The sequence below is a fragment of the Ureibacillus thermosphaericus genome, assembly GCF_012396605.1.
In the GTDB taxonomy this organism is placed as follows: Bacteria; Bacillota; Bacilli; order Bacillales_A; family Planococcaceae; genus Ureibacillus; species Ureibacillus thermosphaericus.
The window spans coordinates 88,982-115,563 of the sequence record NZ_JAAXPW010000002.1 but is presented as its reverse complement, the minus strand read 5'-3'; the positions used below and the strand labels follow the sequence as shown (position 1 = coordinate 115,563).

General features: G+C 36.4%; 32 protein-coding genes. 23 read left to right on the top strand and 9 right to left on the bottom strand.

All coding sequences use genetic code 11. From position 1 onward, the window contains the following. Positions 1-6 precede the first annotated feature (6 nt). From mdcA to HF990_RS01810, 16 genes are all read left to right on the top strand, one after another. Positions 7-1,665 carry a malonate decarboxylase subunit alpha gene (gene mdcA, locus HF990_RS01885; protein WP_016838817.1) on the top strand — a complete coding sequence of 553 codons (1,659 nt, stop codon included), beginning with the start codon at positions 7-9 and terminating at the stop codon, positions 1,663-1,665. A gap of 16 nt (positions 1,666-1,681) precedes the next feature. Beyond that, complete coding sequence (locus HF990_RS01880; RefSeq protein WP_168411867.1) at positions 1,682-2,527, top strand: triphosphoribosyl-dephospho-CoA synthase; 846 nt, start codon at positions 1,682-1,684, stop codon at positions 2,525-2,527. Positions 2,528-2,544: 17 nt separating this feature from the next. Then, positions 2,545-2,856 carry a malonate decarboxylase subunit delta gene (locus HF990_RS01875; protein WP_016838819.1) on the top strand — a complete coding sequence of 104 codons (312 nt, stop codon included), beginning with the start codon at positions 2,545-2,547 and terminating at the stop codon, positions 2,854-2,856. Next, positions 2,834-4,519, top strand: a complete 1,686-nt coding sequence (mdcD, locus tag HF990_RS01870; protein ID WP_016838820.1) for a biotin-independent malonate decarboxylase subunit beta — start codon at positions 2,834-2,836, stop codon at positions 4,517-4,519. The genes HF990_RS01875 and mdcD overlap by 23 nt, the downstream gene beginning before the upstream one ends. Beyond that, complete coding sequence (locus HF990_RS01865) at positions 4,510-5,142, top strand: malonate decarboxylase holo-ACP synthase (protein WP_016838821.1); 633 nt, start codon at positions 4,510-4,512, stop codon at positions 5,140-5,142. The genes mdcD and HF990_RS01865 overlap by 10 nt, the downstream gene beginning before the upstream one ends. 149 nt (positions 5,143-5,291) lie before the next feature. Then, entirely contained in the window at positions 5,292-5,738 is a 447-nt protein-coding gene (locus HF990_RS01860) for an NUDIX hydrolase (protein WP_168411865.1), read from the top strand. 255 nt (positions 5,739-5,993) lie between these two features. Further along, complete coding sequence (locus HF990_RS01855; protein WP_168411864.1) at positions 5,994-7,355, top strand: Sau3AI family type II restriction endonuclease; 1,362 nt, start codon at positions 5,994-5,996, stop codon at positions 7,353-7,355. 5 nt (positions 7,356-7,360) lie between these two features. After that, complete coding sequence (locus HF990_RS01850; RefSeq protein ID WP_096550215.1) at positions 7,361-8,509, top strand: hypothetical protein; 1,149 nt, start codon at positions 7,361-7,363, stop codon at positions 8,507-8,509. An 86-nt stretch (positions 8,510-8,595) separates the two neighbouring features. Further along, positions 8,596-9,855, top strand: a complete 1,260-nt coding sequence (gene dcm / locus HF990_RS01845) for a DNA (cytosine-5-)-methyltransferase (protein WP_096550216.1) — start codon at positions 8,596-8,598, stop codon at positions 9,853-9,855. Between the two features lie 82 nt (positions 9,856-9,937). Further along, positions 9,938-10,603, top strand: coding sequence for a hypothetical protein (locus HF990_RS01840; RefSeq protein ID WP_096550218.1), 666 nt, complete (start codon positions 9,938-9,940; stop codon positions 10,601-10,603). Between the two features lie 762 nt (positions 10,604-11,365). After that, entirely contained in the window at positions 11,366-11,809 is a 444-nt protein-coding gene (locus tag HF990_RS01835) for an SgcJ/EcaC family oxidoreductase (protein ID WP_168411862.1), read from the top strand. Between the two features lie 564 nt (positions 11,810-12,373). Beyond that, positions 12,374-12,610: a hypothetical protein gene (locus HF990_RS01830; protein WP_016837414.1), complete on the top strand. Its 237-nt coding sequence runs from the start codon at positions 12,374-12,376 to the stop codon at positions 12,608-12,610. Positions 12,611-13,046: 436 nt separating this feature from the next. Beyond that, on the top strand, positions 13,047-13,661 hold the full coding sequence (locus HF990_RS01825; protein WP_016837412.1) for a flavin reductase family protein: 615 nt from the start codon (positions 13,047-13,049) through the stop codon (positions 13,659-13,661). Between the two features lie 102 nt (positions 13,662-13,763). Next, complete coding sequence (locus HF990_RS01820; protein ID WP_016837411.1) at positions 13,764-15,008, top strand: sensor domain-containing diguanylate cyclase; 1,245 nt, start codon at positions 13,764-13,766, stop codon at positions 15,006-15,008. A 107-nt stretch (positions 15,009-15,115) separates the two neighbouring features. Further along, positions 15,116-15,253, top strand: a complete 138-nt coding sequence (locus HF990_RS01815; protein WP_016837410.1) for a hypothetical protein — start codon at positions 15,116-15,118, stop codon at positions 15,251-15,253. 249 nt (positions 15,254-15,502) lie between these two features. Further along, positions 15,503-15,778 carry a CC/Se motif family (seleno)protein gene (locus HF990_RS01810; RefSeq protein ID WP_168411860.1) on the top strand — a complete coding sequence of 92 codons (276 nt, stop codon included), beginning with the start codon at positions 15,503-15,505 and terminating at the stop codon, positions 15,776-15,778. A gap of 131 nt (positions 15,779-15,909) precedes the next feature. Here HF990_RS01810 and HF990_RS01805 read toward each other — a convergent pair whose 3' ends face one another. Beyond that, a complete protein-coding gene (locus HF990_RS01805; RefSeq protein ID WP_016837408.1) occupies positions 15,910-16,092 on the bottom strand; it encodes a hypothetical protein in 183 nt (60 codons plus the stop codon). 145 nt (positions 16,093-16,237) lie between these two features. On the opposite strand from HF990_RS01805, the gene HF990_RS01800 reads away from it, so the two are divergent. Further along, positions 16,238-16,816, top strand: a complete 579-nt coding sequence (locus HF990_RS01800) for a YdhK family protein (RefSeq protein WP_016837407.1) — start codon at positions 16,238-16,240, stop codon at positions 16,814-16,816. Positions 16,817-16,953: 137 nt separating this feature from the next. Here the strand turns inward: HF990_RS01800 and HF990_RS01795 are convergent, their stop codons facing one another. From HF990_RS01795 to HF990_RS01780, 4 genes are all read right to left on the bottom strand, one after another. After that, the gene (locus HF990_RS01795) at positions 16,954-17,151 is read right to left on the bottom strand and encodes a hypothetical protein (protein ID WP_247595793.1); all 198 of its coding nucleotides are present in this window, start codon (positions 17,149-17,151) and stop codon (positions 16,954-16,956) included. Between the two features lie 22 nt (positions 17,152-17,173). Continuing rightward, the gene (locus tag HF990_RS01790; protein ID WP_168411859.1) at positions 17,174-17,773 is read right to left on the bottom strand and encodes a hypothetical protein; all 600 of its coding nucleotides are present in this window, start codon (positions 17,771-17,773) and stop codon (positions 17,174-17,176) included. 223 nt (positions 17,774-17,996) lie between these two features. After that, positions 17,997-19,163, bottom strand: coding sequence for an aminotransferase (locus HF990_RS01785; protein WP_016837405.1), 1,167 nt, complete (start codon positions 19,161-19,163; stop codon positions 17,997-17,999). Beyond that, on the bottom strand, positions 19,164-19,661 hold the full coding sequence (locus tag HF990_RS01780) for an Lrp/AsnC family transcriptional regulator (protein ID WP_016837404.1): 498 nt from the start codon (positions 19,659-19,661) through the stop codon (positions 19,164-19,166). Positions 19,662-19,829: 168 nt separating this feature from the next. Here HF990_RS01780 and HF990_RS01775 point away from each other — a divergent pair, with 168 nt between their 5' ends. Further along, the gene (locus HF990_RS01775; RefSeq protein ID WP_168411857.1) at positions 19,830-20,063 is read left to right on the top strand and encodes a hypothetical protein; all 234 of its coding nucleotides are present in this window, start codon (positions 19,830-19,832) and stop codon (positions 20,061-20,063) included. Positions 20,064-20,221: 158 nt separating this feature from the next. Here HF990_RS01775 and HF990_RS01770 read toward each other — a convergent pair whose 3' ends face one another. Beyond that, entirely contained in the window at positions 20,222-21,433 is a 1,212-nt protein-coding gene (locus HF990_RS01770) for a DUF5068 domain-containing protein (protein ID WP_311733624.1), read from the bottom strand. 281 nt (positions 21,434-21,714) lie between these two features. Then, complete coding sequence (locus HF990_RS01765; RefSeq protein WP_016837400.1) at positions 21,715-22,326, bottom strand: LysE/ArgO family amino acid transporter; 612 nt, start codon at positions 22,324-22,326, stop codon at positions 21,715-21,717. A 102-nt stretch (positions 22,327-22,428) separates the two neighbouring features. Here HF990_RS01765 and HF990_RS01760 point away from each other — a divergent pair, with 102 nt between their 5' ends. Beyond that, positions 22,429-23,880 (top strand): aminotransferase-like domain-containing protein, encoded by a 1,452-nt coding sequence (locus HF990_RS01760; protein ID WP_016837399.1) that lies wholly within the window; start codon positions 22,429-22,431, stop codon positions 23,878-23,880. Between the two features lie 144 nt (positions 23,881-24,024). On the opposite strand, the gene HF990_RS01755 is transcribed toward HF990_RS01760, so the two are convergent. Further along, positions 24,025-24,168 (bottom strand): hypothetical protein, encoded by a 144-nt coding sequence (locus tag HF990_RS01755; protein WP_168411855.1) that lies wholly within the window; start codon positions 24,166-24,168, stop codon positions 24,025-24,027. Between the two features lie 128 nt (positions 24,169-24,296). Here HF990_RS01755 and HF990_RS01750 point away from each other — a divergent pair, with 128 nt between their 5' ends. Continuing rightward, positions 24,297-24,680, top strand: a complete 384-nt coding sequence (locus tag HF990_RS01750; protein WP_016837397.1) for a hypothetical protein — start codon at positions 24,297-24,299, stop codon at positions 24,678-24,680. Positions 24,681-24,758: 78 nt separating this feature from the next. On the opposite strand, the gene HF990_RS01745 is transcribed toward HF990_RS01750, so the two are convergent. Next, the gene (locus HF990_RS01745; protein ID WP_168411853.1) at positions 24,759-24,911 is read right to left on the bottom strand and encodes a hypothetical protein; all 153 of its coding nucleotides are present in this window, start codon (positions 24,909-24,911) and stop codon (positions 24,759-24,761) included. 197 nt (positions 24,912-25,108) lie between these two features. Between HF990_RS01745 and HF990_RS01740 the strand changes: the two genes are divergently transcribed. The 3 genes from HF990_RS01740 to HF990_RS01730 all read left to right on the top strand — a co-directional run bounded on the left by HF990_RS01740 (position 25,109) and on the right by HF990_RS01730 (position 26,529). Further along, positions 25,109-25,528, top strand: a complete 420-nt coding sequence (locus HF990_RS01740; RefSeq protein ID WP_016837395.1) for a hypothetical protein — start codon at positions 25,109-25,111, stop codon at positions 25,526-25,528. Between the two features lie 124 nt (positions 25,529-25,652). Continuing rightward, complete coding sequence (locus tag HF990_RS01735; protein WP_016837394.1) at positions 25,653-26,213, top strand: NADPH-dependent FMN reductase; 561 nt, start codon at positions 25,653-25,655, stop codon at positions 26,211-26,213. Between the two features lie 133 nt (positions 26,214-26,346). Then, on the top strand, positions 26,347-26,529 hold the full coding sequence (locus HF990_RS01730; RefSeq protein ID WP_016837393.1) for a hypothetical protein: 183 nt from the start codon (positions 26,347-26,349) through the stop codon (positions 26,527-26,529). Positions 26,530-26,582 lie beyond the last annotated feature (53 nt).

Here is a 26,582-nt window from a genome sequence, read left to right as displayed (position 1 = left end):
TTCATAATGGTGATTTCAAAGGTGGAAATGGAAAGGAAATCTTGGACTACAAGAGTCGAAGCGAAAAAGAAAACCATCGAAAGCGTCCAAGGTCTGGTTGACGGAGTGATTATTCCGACCAAGCGTATTGTGGAAGTATTGGAGCGGTTAATAAAACCTGGCGATCGAGTTGTACTGGAAGGAAATAACCAAAAACAAGCTTCGTTTTTATCGAAATCTTTAGTGCAAGTAGATCCGAAAAAAGTTCACGATTTGCACATGATTATTTCCAGCATTTCAAGACCAGAACATTTAGATTTATTTGAATATGGAATTGCTAGAAAAATAGATTTTTCCTATGCGGGTCCACAAAGCCTTCGCATCGCTCAAATGATAGAAGATGGAAAAATTGAATTAGGCGACTTGCATACGTATATCGAGCTTTATGGGCGATTGTTTGTAGACTTAATTCCGCAAGTGGCTCTTGTTGCAGCAGATAAGGCAGATCGATACGGAAATCTTTATACTGGCCCAAATACAGAAGAAACGCCCACATTAGTAGAAGCTACTGCGTTCCGTGACGGCATTGTCATTGTGCAAGTAAATGAAATTGTCGATGAGTTGCCTCGTGTTGATATTCCAAGTTCATGGGTGGATTTTGTGGTTGTGGCAGATGAACCTTATGAACTGGAACCGTTATTTACGAGAGACCCGAGACACATCACCGATATTCAAATTTTACAAGCAATGATGATTATTCGCGGCATTTACGAAAAGCATGGGGTTAAATCGTTAAACCATGGTATCGGCTTTAATACAGCCGCTGTGGAATTGCTGTTGCCAACGTACGGTGAATCATTAGGGTTAAAAGGGAAGATCTGTACGAACTGGGTTTTGAATCCCCACCCAACACTGATTCCAGCAATTGAGTCTGGATGGGTAGAGAGCGTCTATTGTTTCGGCGGCGAGTTAGGGATGGAAAAGTATATTGAAGCAAGAAGAGACATTTTCTTCACAGGAAAAGATGGCAGTCTTCGCTCAAACCGAACTTTAGCCCAACTAGCTGGCCAATATGCAGTGGATTTATTTATTGGCTCCACTTTGCAAATGGATGCTTTAGGAAATTCATCCACTGTAACGAGAGGGCGAGTGGCCGGCTATGGTGGAGCACCGAATATGGGGCATAACCCTGGTGGACGAAGACACGCAACAGATGCTTGGTATAATCTCAAAACTTCTGATGATCCGCTGGCAAGAGGCAAAAAGTTAGTCGTGCAAGTGGCTGAAACATTCCAAGAAGCAAACAAGCCAGTATTTGTTGAATCTCTTGATGCTATTCATGTGAAAGATCAGGCAAAGCTACGAGTGGCGCCAGTGATGATTTATGGAGAAGACGTAACACATATTGTGACGGAGGAAGGAATTGCTTACCTTTACAAATCAGATAGTATGGCTGAAAGACGAGAAATGATTGCGGCGATTGCAGGGGTAACACCGATTGGTATGGAGCATAATCCGAAATCAACTGAAAAATTGCGAGAGAAAGGGCTTATTGCAATGCCTGAAGACTTAGGAATTCGCCGTTCTGATGCCAAACGTTCATTGCTTGCCGCTAAAAATATTGATGAACTCGTGCAATGGTCAGGAGGATTGTACAACCCACCAGCTAGATTCCGCAGTTGGTAAGGAGAGGGGGAGACAAGTGATTGATGCATACCAATTATCATCCACATTAGCTGAATTAGCAGTTTCCTCACTCATTGAAGAAGTATCGCTAACTCCCAAACCTGGGCTTGTGGACCGAAATGACCAAGGTTCACATGATGATTTAACGTATCACATGATGATTGAGTCAGCGCAAAGTTTACGAGAAACCTTCTATCAAATGGCCTTTGAGTCATATGGTGAAAAGCCTTCTCAATATTTGCGGGAAAGAATCGGTGAGATTGGTAGACAAGGCGAAATGAGGATGTTTCAAGTGACAAAGGGCGTCAACACCCATAAAGGAGCCATTTGGTCGCTTGGATTAATTACAGCCGCAGCAGCCATCCATTGCGGAGCGTGCGATGAAGAAACCCTTTGTTTTACTGCGGGAGAAATTGCGCGATACGAAGATCGATTTATTCCCTTTCAACGAACTAATGGCATGAAGGCGATTCAAAAATATGGAGTTTTGGGTGCGAAGGCAGAGGCACAACTGGCTTTTCCCCACATTCGCCATTACAGTTTGCCGGAATTTAAGTCATCGTTACAACGTTATAATTATGAAATTGCAAAGTTCAGAGCGTTACTAGCGCTAATGGCAAATTTAGATGATACGTGCCTATTGCACCGTGGCGGAATGGAAGGTTTAATATTTGCCAAACGGTACGCCAAGAAAGTTCTGAATAATGGGAATTTAGAAGAACTGGAAGATATGAATGAGCAATTTGTGAAGCGGCACTTATCGCCAGGAGGGAGCGCTGACTTACTAGCCGCTACCATTTATATCTATAAAATTTGTCAAACGCAATATGCACATCAAATGGAAGTTGTCACAACCACTTAAAAAAGGGGAGAGGTAGAGTGGAGAAGTTCACATATTCATTTCCAGCGACAAAGAAAATTACAAATCGAGCCCATGTTGGCGTTGTCGGATCAGGCGATTTGGAAGTGCTTGTGGAACCGACTGATGATAATCAAGCAGTATTTGAAATTCGTACTGGGATTACGGGCTTCCAAGATACGTGGAAAAAAGTCATCGAGCGTTTTGTCAGCCTAAATGATGTTTCAGCCCGCATTACGATTAACGATTTCGGGGCAACACCGGGAATCGTTTCCCTTCGTTTGGCACAAGCAGTGGAGGTGAGTGGAAATGGTAAAGGTTATGACGAATAGTTTAGTAGAAAGTTTAGCGCGGGAAAGAGCATTCCAGCTACTGGACCAAGGAAGCGCTTATGAAATATTAGGCCCTTTTGATCGATTTGGGTCTCCGCACTTGGAAAAACAAAACATCGTACCACAATTTGATGATGGCATGATTATTGTCAAAGGAAAACTGAATGGCAATGATGCCGTCGTGATTTCCATTGAAGGAAAATTCCAAGGCGGCGGAATTGGAGAAGTGTCGGGAGCCAAATTCGCAGGTACATTGGAAAAAATCTTAAAAGAATGCAAGAAGGGCAATAGAATATATCCTATTATCATTTACGATACAGGTGGAGTGCGTTTGCAAGAAGCAAATTACGGCTTGCTCTCTATTGCGGAAATTAGTGCGGCCATCGTGGAATTGCGCGAGTATGTGCCTGTTGTTGGCATCATTCCAGGAAAAATCGGATCTTTTGGTGGCATGTCCTTAACAGCAGGATTATGCAGTGCATTGATTATGACGCGGGAAGGCCGTTTAGGAATGAATGGACCGGAAGTCATCCAGCAAGAAGCGGGAATTCGAGAACTGGATTCCAGAAACAATCCATTAATATGGAAAATGATTGGTGGAGCAGCTCGTAAAGAAGCTGGATTGATTGATATTTTAGTAGAAGATGATGTACAAAACTTTAAAGAAGCGATTTTGAGCGTTTGGAACGGAGAAATTGAATTCAAAAATAGAACAAAACAAATTGATCATTATTTATCCTTATATAAATCTTGTACATTAGAAGAAAGAATATTGCCAGAAGTCGCAAGGGAATTGTTAGCGACAGACACAGAAATTCAAGATACAGAATTGCCAGTTCCAACAGAAGTTGTAGAAAGCACAGGAAGAAAGTGGTTCAACTTATTGACGAATGGCAAACCATCCATTAGTGAAGTTCCATCGGTATTAGTAGCAGATACAACGATAAATGGCATCAAAGCGCGAGTCATTGCGGTTGTGCCAAATCCAGAAAACATTTATTACCGTGCTCGTAAAGGGGAAGTTGGTTTATTGGAAGGATGGACCATCGCAAAATATGTGCAGCAGGCGATTGATGAGGACTGCGATGCGGCCGAAAAACGACTAATTATTCCAATTGTCGATGTACCAAGCCAAGCCTTTGGTTATCATGAAGAATTGCTCGGCCTTTATTTGGCTTGTTCCGCGGCAATCGATGCTTATGCAACAGCGAGACTTGCGGGGCATCCAATTGTGACGGCGATTGTTGGAAATGCGATTTCCGGGGCGTTCTTATCCCACGGCATGCAAGGGAATCGCTTAATTGCTTTATATGATGATGGCGTCAACGTCCATGTGATGTCGAAAAAATCAGCGGCAATCATCACGATGCGTTCCATTGAAGAACTGGATGAAGCAGCGAAGGAAGTTCCGGCGATGGCTTATGATATCCAATCATTCCAAAAGCTTGGAGCACTCTATCAATTGCTGGATGGGGTAAATGGGAAAAATCCAAATGATGATGACAAAAAGGTGTTAATGGATGCTATTATCGACGCATATCACGACATTCAAAAGCACAATGATCGAGATTTATCTTGCCGATTAACATCTGAAATTGCTAAAAACGGCGGCAGAGCAGCTTCTATTAAAGTAAGAGAGATGATTGAGGCACAATGGAAATAAAGGTACATGATATTGTGAAATTTGAAAGCATTGCTGTTCTCGAAAAAACGACTCCAATTCCAGATTGGGTGTTTAATGCACCTGCAGCGAAAAACTATGGGGTAGTCAGAAGAATGCCCATTATGGACGATATGGTTCCAATCGGTTTACGCGGTAATACAAGAGAACAGCGCTTCGGAACGTTTATTCATAAAAGCCGTATTGTAGAAGTGATGACACCTATTGAATTAGTGGATCGAATTGAAGGATATACCAATGAAATACATCTTCCCACTTTGAAAAAAATAAAACAGGCTTTTGAACAATTCAACTTACGATGGGGGCCGACTGGAAGCGTCGGATTTGAGCTCGCAACGGGTATTTCGGTGACGACAGAAAGAAGCGATATTGACGTATGCATTTATATGGATGCAATAGATAGGGAATTGCTAGTAGAAGTAGGGAAGTTTTTAAAAACGTTGGAGCGAAGAGTCGACGTACAGGTTGAACTGGCTTCTGTCGGTGCGTTTTTATTACATGACTTTTTAAAACACGAAAAATTAGGGTTTGTGATAAGAACGCCATTTGGTCCTCAATTATGCACGACAGTAGAAAATCAAATTCGATTACTTGTAAATCAATAAAAGAGATGCGAAAGCGTCTCTTTTTTTATTGCAACTCAATCACTTCACAAAACGGGATAATAGGGTCACAATAAGAGAAAAGGCATGTTGGTATAAGCGTAAATGCAAGAAAAAAATAGGAATGGAAATAATCGAACAGGAGACATGTGATGGAATACTATAAATTTTTAAGACAGTATGTTGGGACAAAACCGTTAATTTTACCGGGATCGGTAGTGATCATCTGCAACGAAAAAGGAGAAGTGCTGTTGCAAAAACGGCCAGAAGGTAGATGGGGACTTCCAGGCGGCTTGATGGAGCTGGGGGAAAGCTTTGAAGAAGTGGCGGAGCGGGAAGTGCGAGAAGAAATCGGTTTGGAAATCCGAAACTTAAAACTCCTTCACGTTTTCTCAGGGAAGGAATTTTACACCAAAACCCCAAACGGCGATGAGTTTTATAGCGTTACAGCGGTATTTTATACGAATGAATTCGAAGGAACCCTGCAATGCCAACCCTCCGAAACCCTCGAAGTCCGCTTCTTTAAACGCAACAACTTGCCGGAAAACATGGTGGGGAGTCATAGGAGGTTTGTTCAGTTACTAGAAAATTTTCGATAGGAAAAGATATATTTTTACATCTTTTAAAAAAGGAATAATACATCATGTAAAATTATGAGCCATCAAACTAAATGCAATTTTTATGTACTTTAGAGTTAATAGATATTATTAATTAACTGAATATTTCAGCTATAATTTAAATTAAGAGTAAAAATACATTGTTTGTTAGAAACAAGGATGTATGTAAAACATCCTTGTTATACTTTAAACAATAATAATCTAAATTATCATTTAGTAAATAGGTGTGAATGGCGAATGAAATATTTTAATGAAGAAGAGCTACTTTTAAAAGCAAAACAAGCTAGGGGAAAAACATTTAAGGAAATTGATAAGTATAATCGTCTCAGTAAGAAGGGGGCAACTGGTGCATTAGGTAATATTATTGAAGAAAGTTTTTTTGGATATGAGGTAAACTCTAAAGCTGAAGCAGATTTTTCTAATTTGGGTATTGAATTGAAAGTAACCCCCTTTAAACAAAATAAAAATAAAACATTGTCAGCTAAAGAAAGATTAGTATTAAACATAATTAATTATATGGAAGAAGTCCAAAAAGATTTTTGGAGCTCAAGTTTTTGGGAAAAAAACAATAAATTATTGCTAATGTTTTACGAATGGAAGCCGAATATTGATCGTGGTGACTATCGTATTGTAGAAACTATTTTATTTACGTTTCCGGAAGAAGATTTAGAAATCATAAAAAAAGATTGGGAGTACATTGTAAATAAAATTCGTGCAGGAGAGGCGCATAAATTATCAGAAGGTGATACCCAATATTTAGGTGCTTGTACCAAAGGGGCTAATAAAAATTCATTAAGACAACAACCTTTCAGTGATATTCCAGCCATGCAAAGGGCTTATTCTTTGAAAACATCATATATGACAGCTCTTGTTAGACAAATTATTTTAAAAGAAAAACTGGTAAAATTCGCTAATTTTGATGAATTAAAAGAGAAAACAATTGAACAATTGCTTCATGAAAAGTTCTCACCTTATATTGGCATGTCTATGCAAGAAATGGCGGACAAACTAAATATAAAAATCAATCCAAAAAATAGGGCTGCAGTTCCGAACTTAATAAGTGCATTACTTGGTGTCAAAAGAACAAAACTTGATAAAATTTCAGAGTTTGCAAAAGCAAATATTCAATTTAAAACAGTTCGTTTACAACAAAATGGTCGTCCAAAGGAAAGTATGTCTTTTGTGAATATTGATTTCTATGAAATATTAGAGGAAAATTGGGAAAATAGTTTTATTCGAAATTACTTTTTAGAAACACAAATACTCTTTGTTGTATTTCAATACGATGAAAATAATGTTCTTAGATTTAAAGGTATTAAGCTTTGGCATATGCCAGTTGAAACGATTGAAAATGAAGTATTTGAATATTGGAAGGAAATAAGGAGAGTTTTAAAAGAAGGCGTTATTTTGAAACAAACAAAGAAAGGCGTAGAAAATAACTTTCCTAAGTCAAATTTCAACGGTGTACTTCATGTTCGTCCAAAAGGAAAAGATGCTAGTGACAAAGTAAAATTACCTGATGGACAGTGGATTACGAAGCAATGTTATTGGTTAAATGCTGATTATATCTATGAAATCGTAAAAGACATTGGAGAGTAATTGATATGGCGGGATATATATTTGCTCTACAAAGTAAAAATAAAAAGGAATCGGAAATAAAAAATGTACTTAATAAAGTAATTCAATCGGGTGTATATAGTACTAACTTAAACATCAATAAAGAAGAATGGAACACTCCTCAGGAAGGAACAATTGCTGACTACTTATCTATGAAGGAAGGAGATAATGTCTATTTCTTCATAGATCGTAAAATTTATGGTGTAGGTAAATTGGTTAATATTAAAGGCGATTGCAAGTTTTTAAATTTTCCTGGAGCAGATATACCAAAAGTTGAAAAATATGAATTGTTAAAATCAAAAATGATTTTGGATAAAAATGAAAACCTAAAGAACAGATTTATTTGTACTTTTGAGCCAGCACCATATTTTTTTACTGAAGGTATAGATACGGATGATGTCTTATCATCCAATCCATCTGCTTTTAAAATGTTGCGCGTTTTTGCAAATCTATCTTTTATTAAAATTGATGATGTTGAAAATAAGGCACTATTAGATATTATTCTAAAAAGAAATGAAAATGAAATAAAAAAGCCTAATAATATAATAGAAGTTTCCAAGGATGTGCATGAAAGAATTAAGGAAATATATAATGATGACTATAAAATTACGGCTAATAACATTTTGAAATTAGCTTCAAATGGAGAAACAATAAAGCATGAAATGGCGATTGAAGCGGGAATAATAGATTATATTATGAATAATCGAAATGGTATTTTTGGTAGTTGGGATTACATTTCTCACCAGGTCGTAGCATCCCCTTTTAAACCCGTTTACTACATGGACAAGATGGACATATTCGGATATAGATATATTCCTGGTTTTAATACGATATCTAGATACCTAATGATTGAAATAAAAAAAGACACTGCAACAACAGAAGTAGTACATCAAGCAATGAAATATGTGGATTGGATTAACCAAGAATATAGTTTTGGCGATTATAATATGATAGAGGCATTTATTGTTGCTAAAGATTTTCCTAAAGAAGTGATAAAATTAAAAGATAGTATTGGTAAAAGAAATTTTATTCAGGGTAGAAGACCACCAATAACCGCTGAATGGTCGAATTTAAAACTAATAAAGTATAAATTTAATCAAGATTTATCAATTTTAGAATTTGAAGAGGTAAAGTAAAAATTAAATGAAAAGTAGAAGATTGTTGATCTTTTCATAGAATTTTATTATAATAGACATAAAAAAAGGGAAAGGATGTTCGCCTTGTGAATAAGACTCTAAATGTAGTCGAGTTATTTGCTGGCGTGGGCGGTTTTAGGCTGGGATTGGAAAAAGCGAATGCAGATATTTTCAAAACAGTATGGGCTAACCAATGGGAACCGGCCAGAAAAACTCAAGATGCTTTTGAATGTTATTCAAGGAATTTCAAAAATATTGGTATAGATGAATATAGCAATATGGATATTGCGAAAGTTCCTAGTGAAAAATTTCAACAGTTAAATATCCACTTATTAGTTGGGGGCTTTCCATGCCAAGATTATTCTGTTGCAAGATCTCTTTCTGGAGAAAAAGGAATTGAAGGAAAAAAAGGAGTATTATTTTGGGAAATCAAAAGAGTGATTGAAAATTCCCATCCAAAATATATTTTACTTGAGAATGTAGATAGACTATTAAAATCCCCATCAAAACAACGTGGCCGTGATTTTGCTATTATGCTTGCTACTTTAAGGGATTTAAATTATATCGTGGAATGGCGAGTAATCAATGCAGCTGAATATGGCGGAGCACAAAAGAGAAGAAGAATTTTTATCTTTGCTTATAAAAACAATTCAGACTTTGCATACCGTCAAAAGCGTCTAAATCCGTATGAAATTATTTTTAAAGAAGGATTTTTCGCGAAGACTTTCCCGGTAAAAGAAGAAGCATACAAAAATAGAGTTGACTATGTAAAACTTAATAAAGATATCGTGGATATTTCAGATAAATTTTCGTTTGGTTTTTATCCGGCAGGTGTTATGATTGGGGATGAAGTGTTTACAGCACATCCGGAAGTTTTGGAAGAAAAGTTTACACCATTAAAAGATATTTTGCTAAATGAAGATGAAGTGGATGAAAAGTATTACCTAGACGAGGAAACAGAAAGAAAGTTTGAATATTTACGTGGACCAAAAAAAATTGAGCGTATCTCAGCTAATGGGCATAGATATATTTTCTCCGAAGGCGGCATGTCTCCGACAGATGATTTAAATGGTCCTGGGCGAACAATGCTAACAAGTGAAGGTACTGTAAATCGGAGCACTCATATTGTTGAAGTAAATGGAAGAAAAAGATTTTTAACACCGATAGAATGCGAACGGTTAAATTCTTTCCCTGATAATTGGACTGCTGGTATGTCTGAACGTATGCGATATTTTTGCATGGGAAATGCTCTAGTAGTGGATTTAATTACAAAAATGGGACAAACAATTATTGAGATTGATTCGAAAGAACTAGTGACATCCGAACAAATAGAATTATTTGTTTAAAGGCTATGGTAAATCCATAGTCTTTTTTTTATGGAGGAATTTGTAAGTTCTATATAGAATAACTAAATTTGAGGTGGTTGTAATGAAAAGTGAATTTGATAATGATATAAAAGGTGAAAATGTGGTTGTTGAATTTTTAGAAAAATATTTTTATTCAAATTTTAATTTTGAAACTTATCATCGATTTGTAGATAAAGATATGCAAAATAAAGGAGTAGATTTAAAATTTTCAACTAAGCAAAAAGAATATATAGTGGATGAGAAGGCAGCAATAAGATATCCAAATGGACTTCCTACATTTGCATTTGAATTAACCTACATTAAAGACGGAAAAGTTAAAGAAGGTTGGTTCTACGATAATACTAAAGAAACAAATCATTATATTTTAATATGGCCGATTCGTAAGGATGTTCCACTTGAAAAATTGAAAGTTGAACATATTTATTCAGCGGAATTAATGCTTGTAGATAGATATGAGTTTCAAAAATATATATTTTTAAAATACAATCTAAAAAAAGAAGATTTTTATGCTAAAGCAAGAGAAATCAGAGAAAATGGGCAAATTGATGAACCTTCCACTATTGCGAAGGAAAGTAGTGCTAAATATTACTTTTCGACCCAACTTGCAGAAAAACCTATTAATATCATTTTTCAAAAAGAAGAGTTGCTTAAGAGTAATGCGATTAAAGCATATTATAATGTAACTCCATTTGGATATCAAAACTTGTTGAAAAAAGGAAATGGTTGAATCCTATCTCTGAATGTGAAATCAGAGTTCTATCCAAATACATATTTCCAAGTTCACAAGATGTTTCAGGTAGTTGATACTTTACATGTTTTAATTCTACTTTAATAGTTTTTCAAAGAAGTTTCGTACTTCTGTATCGGCTTCCCACTGCTTTATTTTCTCTAAATCAAATTCCTTCTTTATAAATAGAATAGTCAGGTAACCACTTATCTTTATTTGGTATTTTAGTGTGATACAAGTCATCATAGTTCACTGTAAAAGCAATTGACCATCTGGTTCTGACTTACTTAGACGTTTAAATCCAGCAAAAGTAATAGTTTACGTAATGTTGTCACGCAAATGAGGGAGACAGTTTCTATAGTACTGATTTTTTTGAATATTGATTCATTTAAAATAATCTGGTTTTTCTACAAGAACTTTTTACAATCCAGGGTTGAACTTCCAGTAGTAATTAGTTTTAGACTATAGGTACATGTGTCTCATCATGATTGATTGTATTTTAATACTGTATCTATAATACTGGTACAAGGAATATTTTTTCCATTTACTTGTTGGTTGTCATCTATATGTTATGTCTAAATAGAAACCCCTCTTTCCATACTAAAGTTTAGATTGAAATCCTCGATTTTTATCGAAAAATTATTGATTTTCGAGTATTATCAAACCATAGCAGTATTTTGTACGTGGTAGAAGTGCTGTTATATCAAAGCATGGGAAATGCGTACACTGAGTAGTGTTTGCTGCTTTAGGGGAGGGAAAGAAATGGCTAGTAAACTAGAAATCCAAAAACTATATGAACAATGGATTGATGCATGGAATCGAAGAGATGCTGAAGGCATGGCTGCTTTGTTTGGAGAAGAAGGGGTGCAGATTGGATTTGATGGAAGTATGGCGATTGGACAGGAAGAAATCCTCTCGCATTTAGCGCCTATTTTTGAAAGTCATCCAACGGCTCCTTATGTAACGAAGGTGAAGGATATACGTTTTTTAGGAAGCGATATTGCCTTTTTACGTGCGATTGCTGGGATGGTCCCGCCTGGAGAATCGGATATTGAACCTTCCGTCAATGCTCATCATACAGTTGTAGCGGTGAGAAAAGACGATCACTGGTTTATTGAATTGTTTCAAAATACACCTGCTCAGTTCCATGGAAGACCTGAACTTGTCGAAGCCATGACAATAGAGTTGCGGGAACTACTTTCGTAATTTGTTTGCTATGGGTATTTAGGCAACCAACGTTTTGTTGATTGCCTTATTTTTATTTACTTTTGAAACAATGTTCCGTACATATCCTGTAATTCTTTTGCGCTATTTTGCCATTGAACAGGTTCGCCATTCCCCATTTGGACTAGTATATTTAACATCGATAGCTGTTTATGGGTAATGTCATGATGCCTCCTTGTTCCACATCATCTAATGAATTAAATCCACTATTTCACGTGAAGAAAATTGTTTTGGCAATTCTAACGTTAGCGATATAGGTCGTTCTTTCCCATCATCAAAGTGTATCATCCCACCAACTTTACATTCCATTTCTCCTGTTGCAAAAAGAGTGTAGCACTCAAGGGCGATTAAAAGATCAAATCATTTCTTTTTGGAAAAAGCGTTATACCGACCGTTTACTTCATCCGTATTCAATTATCTTCTCAATACTCCACACAGCTTCTAGAAGATACGCACGAAAAAATTACGAATGATTGGAATTTCTGTAAACAGAGTTCTATTTCCTGTGGAAAATAATACATTGGGGGTAAGAGGGGAGGGATTGTTTTGTCAACGCATCAAAAAGAAGAACTCATCTTATTATTAAAAGCATTTAGTGCTGCATTTGTTGCGACATTTGTGCACATGTTTACGGTCAATGTGCTGAATGTTCATCCGTGGGTTTTATTATTGTGTATTGGTGCAGTGCTGTTTGTGGTGTTTGTAAAGTTTGTCCCGAAACTAACTCCCTTTGCGATTACCTACTTTATAACATCCGTCGTCTGGACGGTCGTGTATTTCTAAAGTGTTAGTAGTGGGGGAAATGGAACGTTGAAAATGTTGTCTGCTTAGTGATTACAAACGTTGCCATTTTCCTCACAATTTCCATGACAAAGTGCCTTTCTCTCCTTTAAACGACTTTTGCATAAGTCCATTCCCATAAATCCTCATTTAACCTCAATTCTTTATTTTGAATGTAACCTTTATTGAAGAAGCCCTCGTATTCATTGTTTGCACAAGTGCCCAATTTAAGTCCCCAAGACTCTTATTAATTAAGGGGATGGATCTTAAACCAATCCTCAACAAACTCTTTCCATCGTCAGTCCCGCGACATTTCTGAAAAAATAATATTTTCCCCATTCGAAAGTTATATTGAGGAAAATATTTAATTATCATGTAATAAAATAAATCAAGAAGGCTGTAGTGGGCCGGACAATCTTTTAGAAAAGGTGACTTATGCATGCTTTCCATTAATCCAAAAGAAATAAGTGAAAGAGAGAATTATACTTTACTTACTGGTATGATTATTCCTCGACCGATTGCCTTTGTTACGACGATGTCCACTGAAGGCGTTGTCAATGGAGCACCTTTTAGCTATTTTAATATCGTTTCAGCCAACCCACCGATGCTTTCGATTTCTGTACAACGAAAAGATGGAAAAATGAAAGACACTGCTCGAAATATTTACAATACGCAGGAATTTGTTGTGCATGTTGCGGATCATGAAAATATAGAAAAATTTAATTTGGCATCGGCAAACTTACCAAGTGATAAAAGTGAACTGGAATATGCAAAATTAACTCCAGTAGAAAGTGAAATGGTAAGTGTTCCGGGAGTAGAAGAAGCGAAAGTGCGATTGGAATGTAAACTGGTAAAAGGGATTCCTTTAGGGGGCATCAATGGTGAAGGGCCGAGCTGCGATTTATTTATAGGTGAAATTGTGCTCGTGCATTTAGATGAAAAAATCTATGACCATTCATATATTAAAACAAGAGAACTCAATCCTATCAGCCGATTAGCAGGTCCGAAATATGCTACGATAGGCAATATATTTTTAATCGAAAGGCCGAAGTAATACAATATGAAAATGTATAGTTTCATCTTGGTTTTCTGACAATAACAGAAGTGAGCGTCTCATGTTGAGACCCTTTTTTTATCCTTCAAAGGAGAGAATGGAATGGATTTTAAACAATCTGTAGATCCTGATGTATTGGAACTCGTATGGAATAACTCCAATGATGCCTTATTTACTGTTGATTATGATGGGAAAGTGTTAATGGCAAACCCTGCTTTCGCAAAGATTCTTGGGTGTGCGGAGGAAGATTGGCAAGTTCCTAATCATTTACTTGTTTTTCAGGAGCAAGACCAAGAAGAATTTCAACAACTATTGAATACTTTAAAAAGCGGAAAAAATGTTCCCTATTATATGACGAAAAGAAAACGAAAAGATGGAAAAGTATTAGATATTTTAGCTTCCTATGGTGCAGTAAATGAAGGCAATGTCCTTGCGGTTGGTACGTATAAAGATTTTACAGAGCAAATGGAAATTCGACGGAAACTCGAATCGAATCAAGAAAGTTACCGCAATTTATTGGAGTTTTTTCCATATGCGGTTTTTATGATAAAAGATGATGCTGTCATCTACATCAATCAAACTGGCATGGACCTGATTGGCGCTCGTTCCAAAAAAGACGTATTAGGTATGTCTGTATGGCAATTGATTCATACGGAGCAACAGTTTTCGATTAGAAAGTTATTAATAGAAGGAATTCAAACAACAGTACTCGAGAAAATGAAGCGGGTCGATGGGGAAGTTTTGTGGGCGGAAATTACAATGATGCGTGTGTTTTTTGAAGGGCAATATGTGAATCAGCTTGTAGTGAGAGACGTAACCGAGAAGAAACACTATGAGGAACAGTTAAAATATTTTGCGTACCACGATCCGTTAACAGGACTGACGAACCGGCGTTATTTTACAAAAGAAATGAAAAAAGTCGTAGAAGAAGCAAGAAGAAATAATGGCATGTTCGGTGTTATGTTTATCGATATGGATGATTTCAAAAAGGTGAATGATACTCTCGGCCATGAAGTAGGGGACCAATTATTAATAAAATTTGCCAATCGGTTGAAAAAGAATGTGCGTGAAGGAGATGTCCTTTGCCGCATTGGTGGCGACGAATTTCTGATTTTAATTAAAAATATCCGTGGAAAACAAACCCTTGTTGAAATTGCAACGAGGTTACAAAAAGCCTTTCAAGTTCCTTATCAAATAGAGGATCAATCGATAGTCGTCACTTCGAGCATCGGTATTGCCATCTTCCCTCAAGACGGCATTGATGTAAAGACGCTTATATCCAATTCTGATCAAGCTTTATATGAAGCAAAAAAATATCGAAAAGGATTTGTATTCTATAAAGAGTAGAAGAAATGGTATGAGTATAAGATGATGTGCCCGGTATAAGGTCAAAATAAAAAGGAAGAAGCGTATTTTTTTCTTTTTTTGACCATACTCTTTGTGAGGTGAAAAATATGGAGGATTGGCAATACGCACACTTATCGGAAGAACAGTTGGCAGAAATTAAGGCGCTGGAGCATAAACTTGGTGTCGCATTAATAGCCTACGAAAATGAAAACAAACAGGACCATCAAGAACATTTGGAAAACTGATAGGAATTTTTCTTATCAGTTTTTTATTTGGAAAAGAAATCGTTAATAAAAAAGCGACATGATAGGTTTCCCTGAATTCATGAATTTCAATTGCACTTGAATCGAGTAAGTGGAGGGAAGTCGTTTTCGTGCGACTTGCGGTTTATGTGTGATTCTCAATGTAAAGTGCTGTTCCTAAACAAAAGTATTTTCTTCATCTTTTGCATCATATATGATAAAGAAAAAATTTGACCGAAACGGGGGAGGAACATGCACGTAGAAATCCATGAGGGTGTAAAAGACTGGATTCGTTCAAAGGGGAATCAATTAACGGTGCAATTGTTAGAAGTGAAAGGGTGTTGTGCTCCAGATATCCAAGAGCTCGTTGTGTTGCCAAGAAAACCGAAGAATGTGCAAAACTATCGAGAGTTTACCATAGATGACTTGTTTGTTTATGTACAAACTCCTATTGCTATGAAAGAAAAGCTCGTTCTTCAATTAAAGGGATTTGGCATTTTTAAAACGGTTATAGCAAGAGTGCAATAAGTAGTTATCATGGGGCCGTCTGAAAAGTCATATTGAGATGGCCCCTTTGCGACGAGGATTGTGCAAACTTGTTTCGACTACTGTAGGAGAAAGTTTGTTAAAAGCTTAAGAAAGCGAGGGGGGGAAAGCCCCTATTTCTTTTTGAAAATCGTTGTGTTTTCGATTCGTATGGAATCTACTTCTCCACAATGTAAACAAAATGTGTAAATTTTATTTGCACCACTCATCGACATGAGGCTTGGTTTAATTGGCATGTAGTCTGTGCCTTCTGCAAATTCCGTTCCTCCGCATTTAAAACATTTTTTTGTTTCCATATCCATCCTCCCCTTTTTATTCATAATTACGATTCTTTTTCCAATTGGTTTCAAAAGCGTTTGAATTAGGGTTCAATCAGGCAGATTTATGTATATAAAGATTAAAATTGACAAACCTAATAATAAAAAGCAGGGGAGGGTTTTCATGAAAAAAAATTGGACTTTTACATTATTTTTACTATCTTTTTTATTCACTGTTGTAGCATGTGGGGATACATCTGAACAAATAGACAAGAATAAAGTGGAAAATCAACAAACTTCTGAAGAACAAGTAGAAACGAAACAAGCAGATGCCATTGAAGATCGTTCTGGAAAAGTACCGTTAGACTTAAAAGTGGCAGACAATCCAGCCTTCCCAGTTGGCAGTAAAGTAAAAATTTATGCAAACCATATGGATGGCATGGAAGGAGCAGAAGGAGTAGTTGTCGGAGCTTATGATACAACGGCTTACTCTGTATCTTTTAGACCAACAGATGGCGGTGAGGAAGTAAAACATTATAAATGGGTGATTCATGAGGAGTTAGAAGGAGCAAGTGGAGATCCAATGGAACCTGGTAGGGAATTGGTAATTAATACAGAACATATACCAGGCATGAGAGGTGCATCGGCAACGATTGAAACGGCAGAAGAAGGACCTGTCTACATGGTGGACTTTACAACAACAACAGGAGAAGAAGTAAAAAACTACAAATGGCTAGTTGAAGGGGAACTTGTTGCTCCGTAAACGCACACTTTTTGACTGATACTTCCGCTTGACAAGGCGGTATGCTAGATGTGATTACTATAAGGAGAGAAATATTCATCATAAGGAGTCGGTCCTGATCCAAAAGTTTTGGACTTTTAGATCAGGCTTTTTCACGTCTAAGTAAATACAAAAATAAGCAGGCTAGCCGCAAATAACAAATAGCCAACTTGAATTAGGATATACATCGTCCGTTCAAAAGCAGTCAACGCTCGGTGTTTTCGTGCTTTTTCTAATTGGCGTAAATAAACAATAGAAGTAATAATCATGATGATGACATAGATGGAAAATAAAACTTCTGATACAATATTATCCAAAATTTTCAACTCCTTCTCAATTTTAACCTTCATTTTCTTCAATTTTCATTTTCACTAGTAGGACATACTTAGAGTCTTGAATCATTTGTTCGACTTCTTTTTCATCTTGTAAATCGTAAACTGCCATTTCATTTTCTGATGCTCGATATACTCCTAATAGATAGGACTGATTTAATTCTAATGTTTCTTCATTTAAAGCATATTTCCATTCGCTAATGATGTTTTCGGAATTGGGGATATCAATTTTTGTTGGCTTCAATGAGATGTTGTTGGAATAAATAAATAGATATGATCCATCGACGGTTTCAAACATACCGATTCCTAAAGGACCCTGCTCTGTTTTGTTAGGGCTTAATCCATAAGCCAATTGAGCGGCCGATTGTTCTTTTTGTTTTCCATCCTGGTAACTTTCCACCCAAATCGTTACCCACGTTTGATCCGCATTATTTAATTGGAAATCAAAGTTTAATAGGTTGCCAATTCTGAGTTCTTGAAAGGTTTTACCATATCCGGTGTCAGGGTTGGCTTCTATCGTTGCAGGAACGTCGTCATTGGTGGTAGAACAAGCGGCGAGAAGGATGATTGAAAACAACAATAAGTTACTAAATAACTTGTATTTCAAATGAATCACCTCAGTAAAAAATTTCAAAAAATGAATTTTGTTAAAAGGAGTGTAGCAAGGAAATGAAAAAAGAGAAAGTTGCAAATGTCCTGTTTTTTTGGAGGGAGAAGGAAGGGAAGAAATGAATGTAAAATAAAGTTGCAAGTATTTCGCCAAAGTTATCATGTTCAAAAAAAACAGACTGCTAAGCAACCTTAACAGCCTGTACAAATCAAGTCTAATATTACAACGAATCAATAAAGCGTTTAATTCGTTTCATTGCTTCTTTTAACTCTTCCATTGATGTTGCGTAAGAGCAGCGGATATGGCCTTCGCCGCTTTCGCCAAAGACATCACCTGGTACAACGGCAACGCTTTGTTCTAACAATAATCGTTCTGCAAATTCTTGAGAGCTTAGACCAGTTGATTCAATGGAAGGGAAGGCATAGAAAGCACCGCCTGGCATGTGGCAAGTAAGCCCCATTTCATTAAAGGAATTCACAATGAAATTACGGCGGAGACGATAACTTTTCACCATTTTCTCCACTTCACCTTGTCCATTGCGCAACGCTTCCAAACCTGCATATTGTGAATTTGTGGATGCACACATCAATGCATATTGATGAACTTTCAACATCGCACTTGCAATTTCTTCCGGTGCACATACATAACCTAGTCGCCAACCTGTCATGGCAAAGGCTTTTGAGAATCCATTCACTAAAATGGTTCTTTCCCGCATACTAGGGAGAGAGGCCATACTTGTAAAGGAATCATCATATGTAAGTTCGGCATAAATTTCATCCGATATCACGAGTAGATCATATTTTTTGGCAATTTCCGCAAGAGCTTCTAACTCTGTTCTATTTAAGAGCGTCCCTGTAGGATTGTTAGGGAAGCAAATAATCATCGCTTTCGTTTTGTGCGTGATTGCTGCTTCAATTTGACTTGGTAAAATTTTAAAGTCATTTTCTTTTAACGCTTGCACTGGGACTGGGATGCCGCCTGCAAGAGTGACGGTAGGGCTGTATGATACGAAGCAGGGTTCTACAACAATAACTTCATCGCCTGGATCGATAATCGTGCGCATCGCTGTATCGATTGCTGAACTTGCCCCCACTGTGACAATGACTTCGGAAGGGGAATACTCCACATGATAACGGTTTTTTACATAATTTGTGATTTCTTCGCGTAGTTCTAGAAGACCCGCATTCGGTGTATAGGAAGTATATCCTTCTTCAATGGAACGGATCGCCGCTTCTCGAACATGCCAAGGAGTGACGAAATCAGGTTCACCAACACCTAGGGAGATGACGCCTTCCATTCCTGCAGCTAAATCAAAAAAACGACGAATACCTGAGGGTTTTAATTCTCTAACTGTTCTGGAAATATATGTACTTTTTGTTGCCTTCATTTATGACACCACAATTCTTTTATCTTTTTTCTCTTGTTCTAAAATAATTCCATCATGTTTGTATTTTTTCAAGATGAAATGAGTTGTTGTTGATACGACAGATTCCAATGTAGACAATTTTTGTGATACAAAATTTGCCACTTCATTTAAAGTGTTGCCTTCAACAATAACGGATAAGTCATAAGTACCGGACATTAAATAAACAGATTGTACTTCATCATAACGATAAATTTTTTCAGCAATCTCATCGAAGCCAACGCCTTGTTTAGGGGTTACTTTCACATCAATCATTGCTCGAACGCCTTGATGTTCATCGATTTTTGTCCAGTCAATCATTGTTAAATATTTAACAATGACTTGATCACTCTCAAGTTTTTTTAGAATGGATTCTGTTTCTTCTATACTTAAGCCCACCATTTTTGCAAGGTCTGCTGTTTCGATTCGAGCGTCTTTCTCTAACACTCCAAGTATTTCTAATTCTTTTTCATTTAGCTTCATTGAAAAAAGACCCCCAACTATGTGTAGTTTATTTATAGATTTTAGCACTATGAATAGAGAGTTCAAGTACAAATCTGACGAAGTTATTGCGTTTTTCTAAGCATTTAAGTCATCTAAGAGGTGATGGAAAATTTTTGTAGAATCAATGAAATAGGGGGAGAGAAATAGATGAAGAAATATGTATTTATTTTTATGCTGATGTTTTTAGCAGCGTGTCAGACATCTCAATTCAGCATAAGTGAATTAGAGGTTGTTCCGAAAAAAGTGCAAGAGAGAATAGATGAATACGCTAAGCTCCAAATATTGAATACGAAAGGGAATGTTTTTTATATTGTTTATTCATCTACTGCAAATGTAGAAGAGATTAGAATTGAACGGGACTACACTAATTGTAAAGCTTGATGAACAAGAAGAGCAAAATACAGAAAGAAAACATGTGTTTAAGGTAACAAAGAATATTTAGAAGCATATATAAATGGTGAGTTTGTACCTTTTGATGTCTCTACAGGTGTATAACCTCTTTAAAAAACACCACGCATCGATACGTGGTGTTTTTTTGTTTATCTTGGTAATGTAAAAGTAACTGTCTTTCCTTTAAATTGATCTTTTCCTTCATCATTTGTGAATGGACCAAATTCTAAATCAAATCTCTTGAAAATTTCAAATTCATCTTTTCTAAATAGAAAGACATGATGTTTAACGCCTTGTTCTCCTGGTTTCACTTCCCTTTCATCAGAAGGTTCCACCATGCCGCTAGCAATAGCTGTACCGCGGTTATCATCGATTCTTAATTTTGAACCAATTTGATCAATATTAACTTTTTCACTGGATTGGTTATCGATCAAAAGTCTCACCGTAATTGCCACGACACCGCTATCGCCAAAGTTACGGAAACGTTCTTCATTGCCAGCGGTTGGAATGACTTCTGTATATTGAACACCATCTAACGTAATGATTACATTGTCAATTTGTTTTGTTTCATTGATATTTGATTTTTCAAAAATCATTACTTTATTAGCCCAGTTTGCCGTTGTTAAACGATCTGGGTAAAATTGTGGTGCGTTTCCAACTTCTTTTGCATATTCTTCACTATATACGAAGTCAAACACAGCATCATCAAGGAAGCTTTCTTTGAATGACTCATTTTCAGATACGCCACCTTCAATGACAAACTTTGGTTTTACAGAAGATATAGCTTCAAATTGTTCATTTGTTAAAGTGAATGTGACATAGCCTTCCGCTATTTCACCTGGAGCCCAAGCACGTGTTTGTTCGTTTTGTGGGCGAGGGAAAAGTTCTTTTCTTAAAAATGTAAGGTCAAATGGGATGTAATCTGTTTCGTGTGTTAAACGAATATTAAAATTGAGGTTGTAGTACATATCTTTCTCTGTTGTATTGTTTATGATTGTTTTAGCAATGATGATATAACCTTCTTGTTGGTCATCAAATTGAATAAGAAAATCTCGATTCATATCAGTGACTTTCACAATTTGATAGGCAGGAACGTCGACAATAAAACCTTTCATATCATGGTAATAATTTGCGCTCTCGTTTGTGTATACAACTTCTATATTTCCTTCTGTTGCTTCTTGAATGAGTTTATTTACTTCATCAAAAGATGTAGTTGCTCCGTTTACTTTTTCATTTTTTTCTTCGTTTATGTCTACTTCTACATCTGCATTTTCTTCAAGGTTTTTTGATTCTTCATTTCCACCACAGGCTGCTAATAGCATTGCCAAGAGCGTGACAACGAACCAATGAAATTTACCCACTTTTTCACAACCTTTCAAATTTTTTGTCACGTGAACCATTATATAGAAAATTTTCTCTATTATAAGAGCATCCATCAAAAATGAGAGAAAGGTATAGCATTTTCGAGTTTGGATTATGAAAAAGGTTTGTAAGTAAAGTGGGATAATGTTCATAACATTGAAAAGTTTAAATAGCTAATTGGTATAATTTGTTTTTTGTACAAGCTTGTCAGAAGGAAATGCAATGGCTCTTTATTTAATTAAAAAGGAAAACCTATTCTTAAGCATTTCATTGGAAAAGACTAGAGCTGGCCAAATACATCAGTCATTAAATAAATAGCAGTGCCCCAAATAAAAATGGCTGAACATTTGTTAAAAATCATTAAAATCCTTCCGGAGCGATCTAACTTTTTCAAGACTCCCCCTGCTATGGTTAGGCCAACAAACCAAATCCAAGATACGCTGATGCAGGCTAAGGTAAATAATAATTGTTCGATATCTTCATATTTCAGCGCGCTCGTTCCAATCACACCTATAATGTCTAAGATGGCATGAGGATTCAAGACGGAAACGGAAATCGCAAAGATAATTTGCTTTTTGGCTGGCAACGCGTTGTTTGTTTCAGTGATTGCTGGTTTGCTTTTCCAAATGGCATACCCCATATATAACAAAAATACGACTCCCACCATTAAAAGCCCTATTCGCAACCATTCAAATTGCAACACAATTGCGGATAATCCAAAAACAGCAAGTAAAATTAACAATGTATCGCACATCGCTGCAGTAATTGTCGCAGGAAAGGCGCGGAAAAGATTCGGCTGCATAGCACCTTGTGTAAAAACAAATACATTTTGAACCCCTAAAGGTAAAATCAATCCAAATGCTAAAATGATTCCGTGTAATAGTGGTTCCATTTCTTCACCCCGCTTTCTAAATCAATCATACTTTGTTATAACTAAAAGAAAACGACCAATTGGATGGATTTTGCACCATCCAATTTTAAAGAGGTGATTTTTTTGGACTGGAAACCAGAACGGAATTCCCATTTAACCCTACAAGAACAAATTGTCAATTGGATGCGGTCTCGCATTGAAAGAGGAGATTGGACGGTTGGCACAAAAATTCCACCCCAACGAAAACTTGCGAGCCAATTGAAAGTAAATCGTAGCACGGTGCAACAGGCGATAGAAGAATTAAAAGCGGATGGCTTATTGGAATCGAAAGTGGGTTCTGGAGTCTATGTGGCGAATCATTCTTGGAATGCCCTGTTAAACAAATCCCAACCGAATTGGAAACAACATATTGAATCGAGTATTCATAAACCAAACATTCATACCATTCAATTGATTAATGAATACGAGCAATACGATGACGTCATTCGCCTTGGAACAGGGGAGTTGTCACCGGAATTACTTCCGACAAAAGAGTTGAAGCAGTCTCTTCAATCAATTTCTCTTGATGCGAAAGTAATCGGCTATTCATCACCTCTAGGGAATGAACGATTGCGAAAGATTTTGTGCGAATATTTACAAAAGCGGGGGATTTATACTTTTCCTGAAAATATCTTAATTGTTTCAGGGGCACTTCAGGCATTGCAATTAATTGCTCTTGGCTTGTTAGAGGAAGGCTCAATCGTATTTCATGAAGATCCATCTTATTTAACTTCAGTGCATCCATTTCAATCTGCGGGGATGCAAATGATCTCGGTTCAGCGAAATCAGCATTTACAAGAAACCCTACAATCTTTAAAAAAGAAAAGGCAGTCTATTTTTTATTGCATTCCCTCATTGCATAATCCAACAGGAATAAATTTTTCAGTGGAAGAAAAGAAACAGTTGTATGAAGTGTGCAATGCTTTGCAAATTCCGATTGTGGAAGATGATGTGTACCATGAATTATTATTTGATTCTCCGACACCGCCGATTAAATCCTTCGATTCTTCAGGACAAGTGCTATACATCGGGAGCGTTTCGAAAACGTTAAGTCCAGGATTACGCATTGGTTGGGTAGTAGGGCCAACGCAAGTAATCCAGAGATTAGCCGATATTAAAATGCAAACAGATTATGGGTCTAGCTCCTTCTCACAAGAAATTGTGGCTCACTGGTTATCAACGGAATTATATGAAAATCATGTTTCATGGCTCCGACATCAACTAAAAGAGAGGGTTGCCTTTGTAGAAAAGATATTGGAAGAAGAGTTTAAAGATATTGCCTCATGGAATAAGTCAGCAGGGGGCTTTTATATTTGGCTTAGGTTCCATCAGCCGATTGTCAATAAAGCTTTCTTTTTAAAACTGTTGAATGAAAAGGTTTTGATTAATCCCGGATATATTTATGCTGCAAACGACTTGCATCATATACGACTTTCATACGCATATGCATCTTTTGATGAATTGGCTAAGGGGTTAGAAATTTTGCGGAAAATCTCTAAAGTTTCGATGAATAGAGGAATAGAAGGAAGCGAATAGGAATTTTAAAATTGGAGCTTTGTTTTTTAGCAAAATTCTCTAAAGAGAATGTTAAATTTTTCAATTATCAATATCCATCCTTTACAAAAAAGAGCGAATCGTTCTCTACATTCGCTCTTTTTTATGGGCTAGTACCCATTGAAATTAAGCATTTCGGGGTTTTCTTACTTCAGCAGGAGGATTGTTGTGGATTACTTGATTAAACTCTTTTGAATATTCTTCCCGTTGATTAGATCTTTTATTCTCCTTTTTATCTTTCTTAAAACTCGTCTTATTTTTCTTCGCCATCCTTATCACCTCCCAAAAATCTTGAATTTAGCGTGCGTCAATTCAATGAAACTATTCCTTCAAAATTTTTCTCTTTAATGCATAGATCCAAAATGATTTCATAGGAATACGAATGAAGAGGTGACAAAGTGATAAAAAGAGCAATTTTTGTCTTCATTGTTCTCATTGTGCTTACAGCATGCCAAAATACGAAAGAATGGACTTTTGTCGGTGAAACGAAAAATTGGCGAGTTGTCTATGAAGTGGTAATGGAGAAAAAACAGGAATCATCAATACTTCAAATCGAATACATCGGGAAGAAACCAATTCCAAAACAAATCGGCTATCGTATAGAAACACCATCCGGTTCTTCCACTGAAATCGGTTTATTAAATGATCAGGGGATCTTAATGATTACAGATGTTTGTGGGGAATGTACAAATGTAAATGAAGAGACGGAAATCAACATGGCCGTTGAATGGGGCAGACAAATTGAATTGTTTACATTACAATTTGAAAAGATTGAAGAGTGATATGTTTGGATGAAATAAAATGAGTCGTTTCTTCCCATGAGAAACGACTCTTATATGTTTACCCCTTTGTTCATGCCATTAAATATCCGTTTCCATTTCAAATCGAGAATACGCAAAATCATACGTAGCTTCTAACATACGATCAGAAATGTTTACAAGCTGAATTGGTTCAAGTCCAAAATACTTCACCAAAAACTGAACCATATTTTTACGCTCTTTATTGCTCAACAAGGCCATCCCCTCCTATGTGATATATAACAATTATATTATATATAAAACTGATATACAACAGATAAACGCCTAATATTTCGTAAAAATTGTGAAAAGTTTATTTTTAAAAGGATGAAGAATAATAAAAGTAGTCCAAATAGGAGGAGTGCAAACAATATGGTGAACCCACTAAATTTCACGCTGTGGGGTGAGAAGTGATGAACATTTTTCGTGGAGACGCTCACAAAATTTATAAGCGGCTTAAAGAAAATCAAGATGCCATTCATGAATCAAAATATTTAAAAGATCTTTATGAAGTTCGAAAATTTTATGAGTCAATTGAAAGCGATGTGTTGCAATTAATTTACTATCGATTAGTAAAAGAGGAAAATGGGTCAGGCATGATTCCGATTTTTGTTTCGTCCATCCCTTTTTTATTTTTAATTTTTTCCGAGCATCTTCAGAAAATCCTGTTTCAAGAAGGAACGCGAAATTGGATGATTTTCATTGTTTGTTATATCACAGGTATTACATTTGCTTTGTTTCTTCATTTTAGGGAAAAGGCATGGGCGTCTTCCCATATTGAAATGATTAAAGATATTTTGGAAGAACGAAAGAACAAACAGCATGACATATAGATGTGAATATCAAGACAAAATCTATCCATAAAAATTACATTTTCCGACATCATAACTTTTCGACAAATTGGCAACATTGTTATCATAAAGAGTTTTTTAGAAAAATAATTAGGAGGAACTTACAATGTCAGAGAAATTAAAAATTGGGATCATTTTAGGAAGTACACGTGAAGGTCGAGTAAGTCCTCAAGTTGGCAAATGGGTAAAAGAAATAGCTGATAATCGTGAAGAAGCGGAATTTGAAATCGTTGATATCGCTGATTACGACTTGCCTTTTTTTGGTACGACAACATCTGATACAGTAGATCCTCGAGTAGCTAAATGGAATGAAAAATTAGCAAGTTTAGACGGATTTATTTTTATTGTGCAAGAATATAACCACAGTATTACAGGGGCTTTAAAGAACGCGCTCGATTTAGCTAGAGAAGTTTGGAATAATAAAGCGGCTGGCATTGTCAGCTACGGTTCTGTTGGAGGAGCACGTGCTGCTGAACATCTACGCGGGATTTTGGGAGAATTAGCGGTGGCAGATGTTCGGACACACCCTGCGTTATCTCTTTTCACTGATTTTGAAAACATGACAAAGTTCAAACCAGCAGAAATGCATACAAAAACTGTAAATGATATGCTCGACCAACTGCTTAAATGGTCCAAAGCTTTAAAAACAATTCGCAATAACTATTAACTTTATAAAATCTGTTCCAGTTCATACAATGGAGCAGATTTTTTATAGCGAAGAAAGCTGTTAGGAGGGGGAGCTTTATTAGGTAAATAGATAGCAACTGCGATTTTTTAAGCAATTACCTACTTTAGGTGAATTGGATTATATCGCTCCAGCTGTTAAAAAAGGAAATACAGAATTATTAGAATGGTTAAATGAAGAAATTGAAAGTTTATATGAAGAAAAATTCTTTACAAAAGCATATGAAGAAACATTAAAACCTGCTTTCGGTGAAACAATCAAGGCGGATGCTGTAGTAGTTGAAAGTAAAGTTGAATAATGTTAAAAAATGCTTGCTGGAGTGTTTTATCCAGCAAGTTTTTAGTCTATCAA

Coding starts and splice junctions, on each gene's coding strand:
- mdcA (WP_016838817.1), top strand. CDS start 7: ATGGTGATTTCAAAGGTGGAAATGGAAAGGAAATCTTGGACTACAAGA.
- HF990_RS01785 (WP_016837405.1), bottom strand. CDS start 19,163: ATGAAGGCAACAAAAAGTACATATATTTCCAGAACAGTTAGAGAATTA.
- HF990_RS01755 (WP_168411855.1), bottom strand. CDS start 24,168: ATGGCGAAGAAAAATAAGACGAGTTTTAAGAAAGATAAAAAGGAGAAT.
- HF990_RS01850 (WP_096550215.1), top strand. CDS start 7,361: ATGGCGGGATATATATTTGCTCTACAAAGTAAAAATAAAAAGGAATCG.
- HF990_RS01775 (WP_168411857.1), top strand. CDS start 19,830: ATGAAGAAATATGTATTTATTTTTATGCTGATGTTTTTAGCAGCGTGT.
- HF990_RS01865 (WP_016838821.1), top strand. CDS start 4,510: ATGGAAATAAAGGTACATGATATTGTGAAATTTGAAAGCATTGCTGTT.
- HF990_RS01740 (WP_016837395.1), top strand. CDS start 25,109: ATGAACATTTTTCGTGGAGACGCTCACAAAATTTATAAGCGGCTTAAA.
- mdcD (WP_016838820.1), top strand. CDS start 2,834: ATGGTAAAGGTTATGACGAATAGTTTAGTAGAAAGTTTAGCGCGGGAA.
- HF990_RS01855 (WP_168411864.1), top strand. CDS start 5,994: ATGAAATATTTTAATGAAGAAGAGCTACTTTTAAAAGCAAAACAAGCT.
- HF990_RS01825 (WP_016837412.1), top strand. CDS start 13,047: ATGCTTTCCATTAATCCAAAAGAAATAAGTGAAAGAGAGAATTATACT.
- HF990_RS01820 (WP_016837411.1), top strand. CDS start 13,764: ATGGATTTTAAACAATCTGTAGATCCTGATGTATTGGAACTCGTATGG.
- HF990_RS01800 (WP_016837407.1), top strand. CDS start 16,238: ATGAAAAAAAATTGGACTTTTACATTATTTTTACTATCTTTTTTATTC.
- HF990_RS01810 (WP_168411860.1), top strand. CDS start 15,503: ATGCACGTAGAAATCCATGAGGGTGTAAAAGACTGGATTCGTTCAAAG.
- HF990_RS01780 (WP_016837404.1), bottom strand. CDS start 19,661: ATGAAGCTAAATGAAAAAGAATTAGAAATACTTGGAGTGTTAGAGAAA.
- HF990_RS01765 (WP_016837400.1), bottom strand. CDS start 22,326: ATGGAACCACTATTACACGGAATCATTTTAGCATTTGGATTGATTTTA.
- HF990_RS01735 (WP_016837394.1), top strand. CDS start 25,653: ATGTCAGAGAAATTAAAAATTGGGATCATTTTAGGAAGTACACGTGAA.
- HF990_RS01835 (WP_168411862.1), top strand. CDS start 11,366: ATGGCTAGTAAACTAGAAATCCAAAAACTATATGAACAATGGATTGAT.
- HF990_RS01805 (WP_016837408.1), bottom strand. CDS start 16,092: ATGGAAACAAAAAAATGTTTTAAATGCGGAGGAACGGAATTTGCAGAA.
- HF990_RS01815 (WP_016837410.1), top strand. CDS start 15,116: ATGGAGGATTGGCAATACGCACACTTATCGGAAGAACAGTTGGCAGAA.
- HF990_RS01840 (WP_096550218.1), top strand. CDS start 9,938: ATGAAAAGTGAATTTGATAATGATATAAAAGGTGAAAATGTGGTTGTT.
- HF990_RS01860 (WP_168411865.1), top strand. CDS start 5,292: ATGGAATACTATAAATTTTTAAGACAGTATGTTGGGACAAAACCGTTA.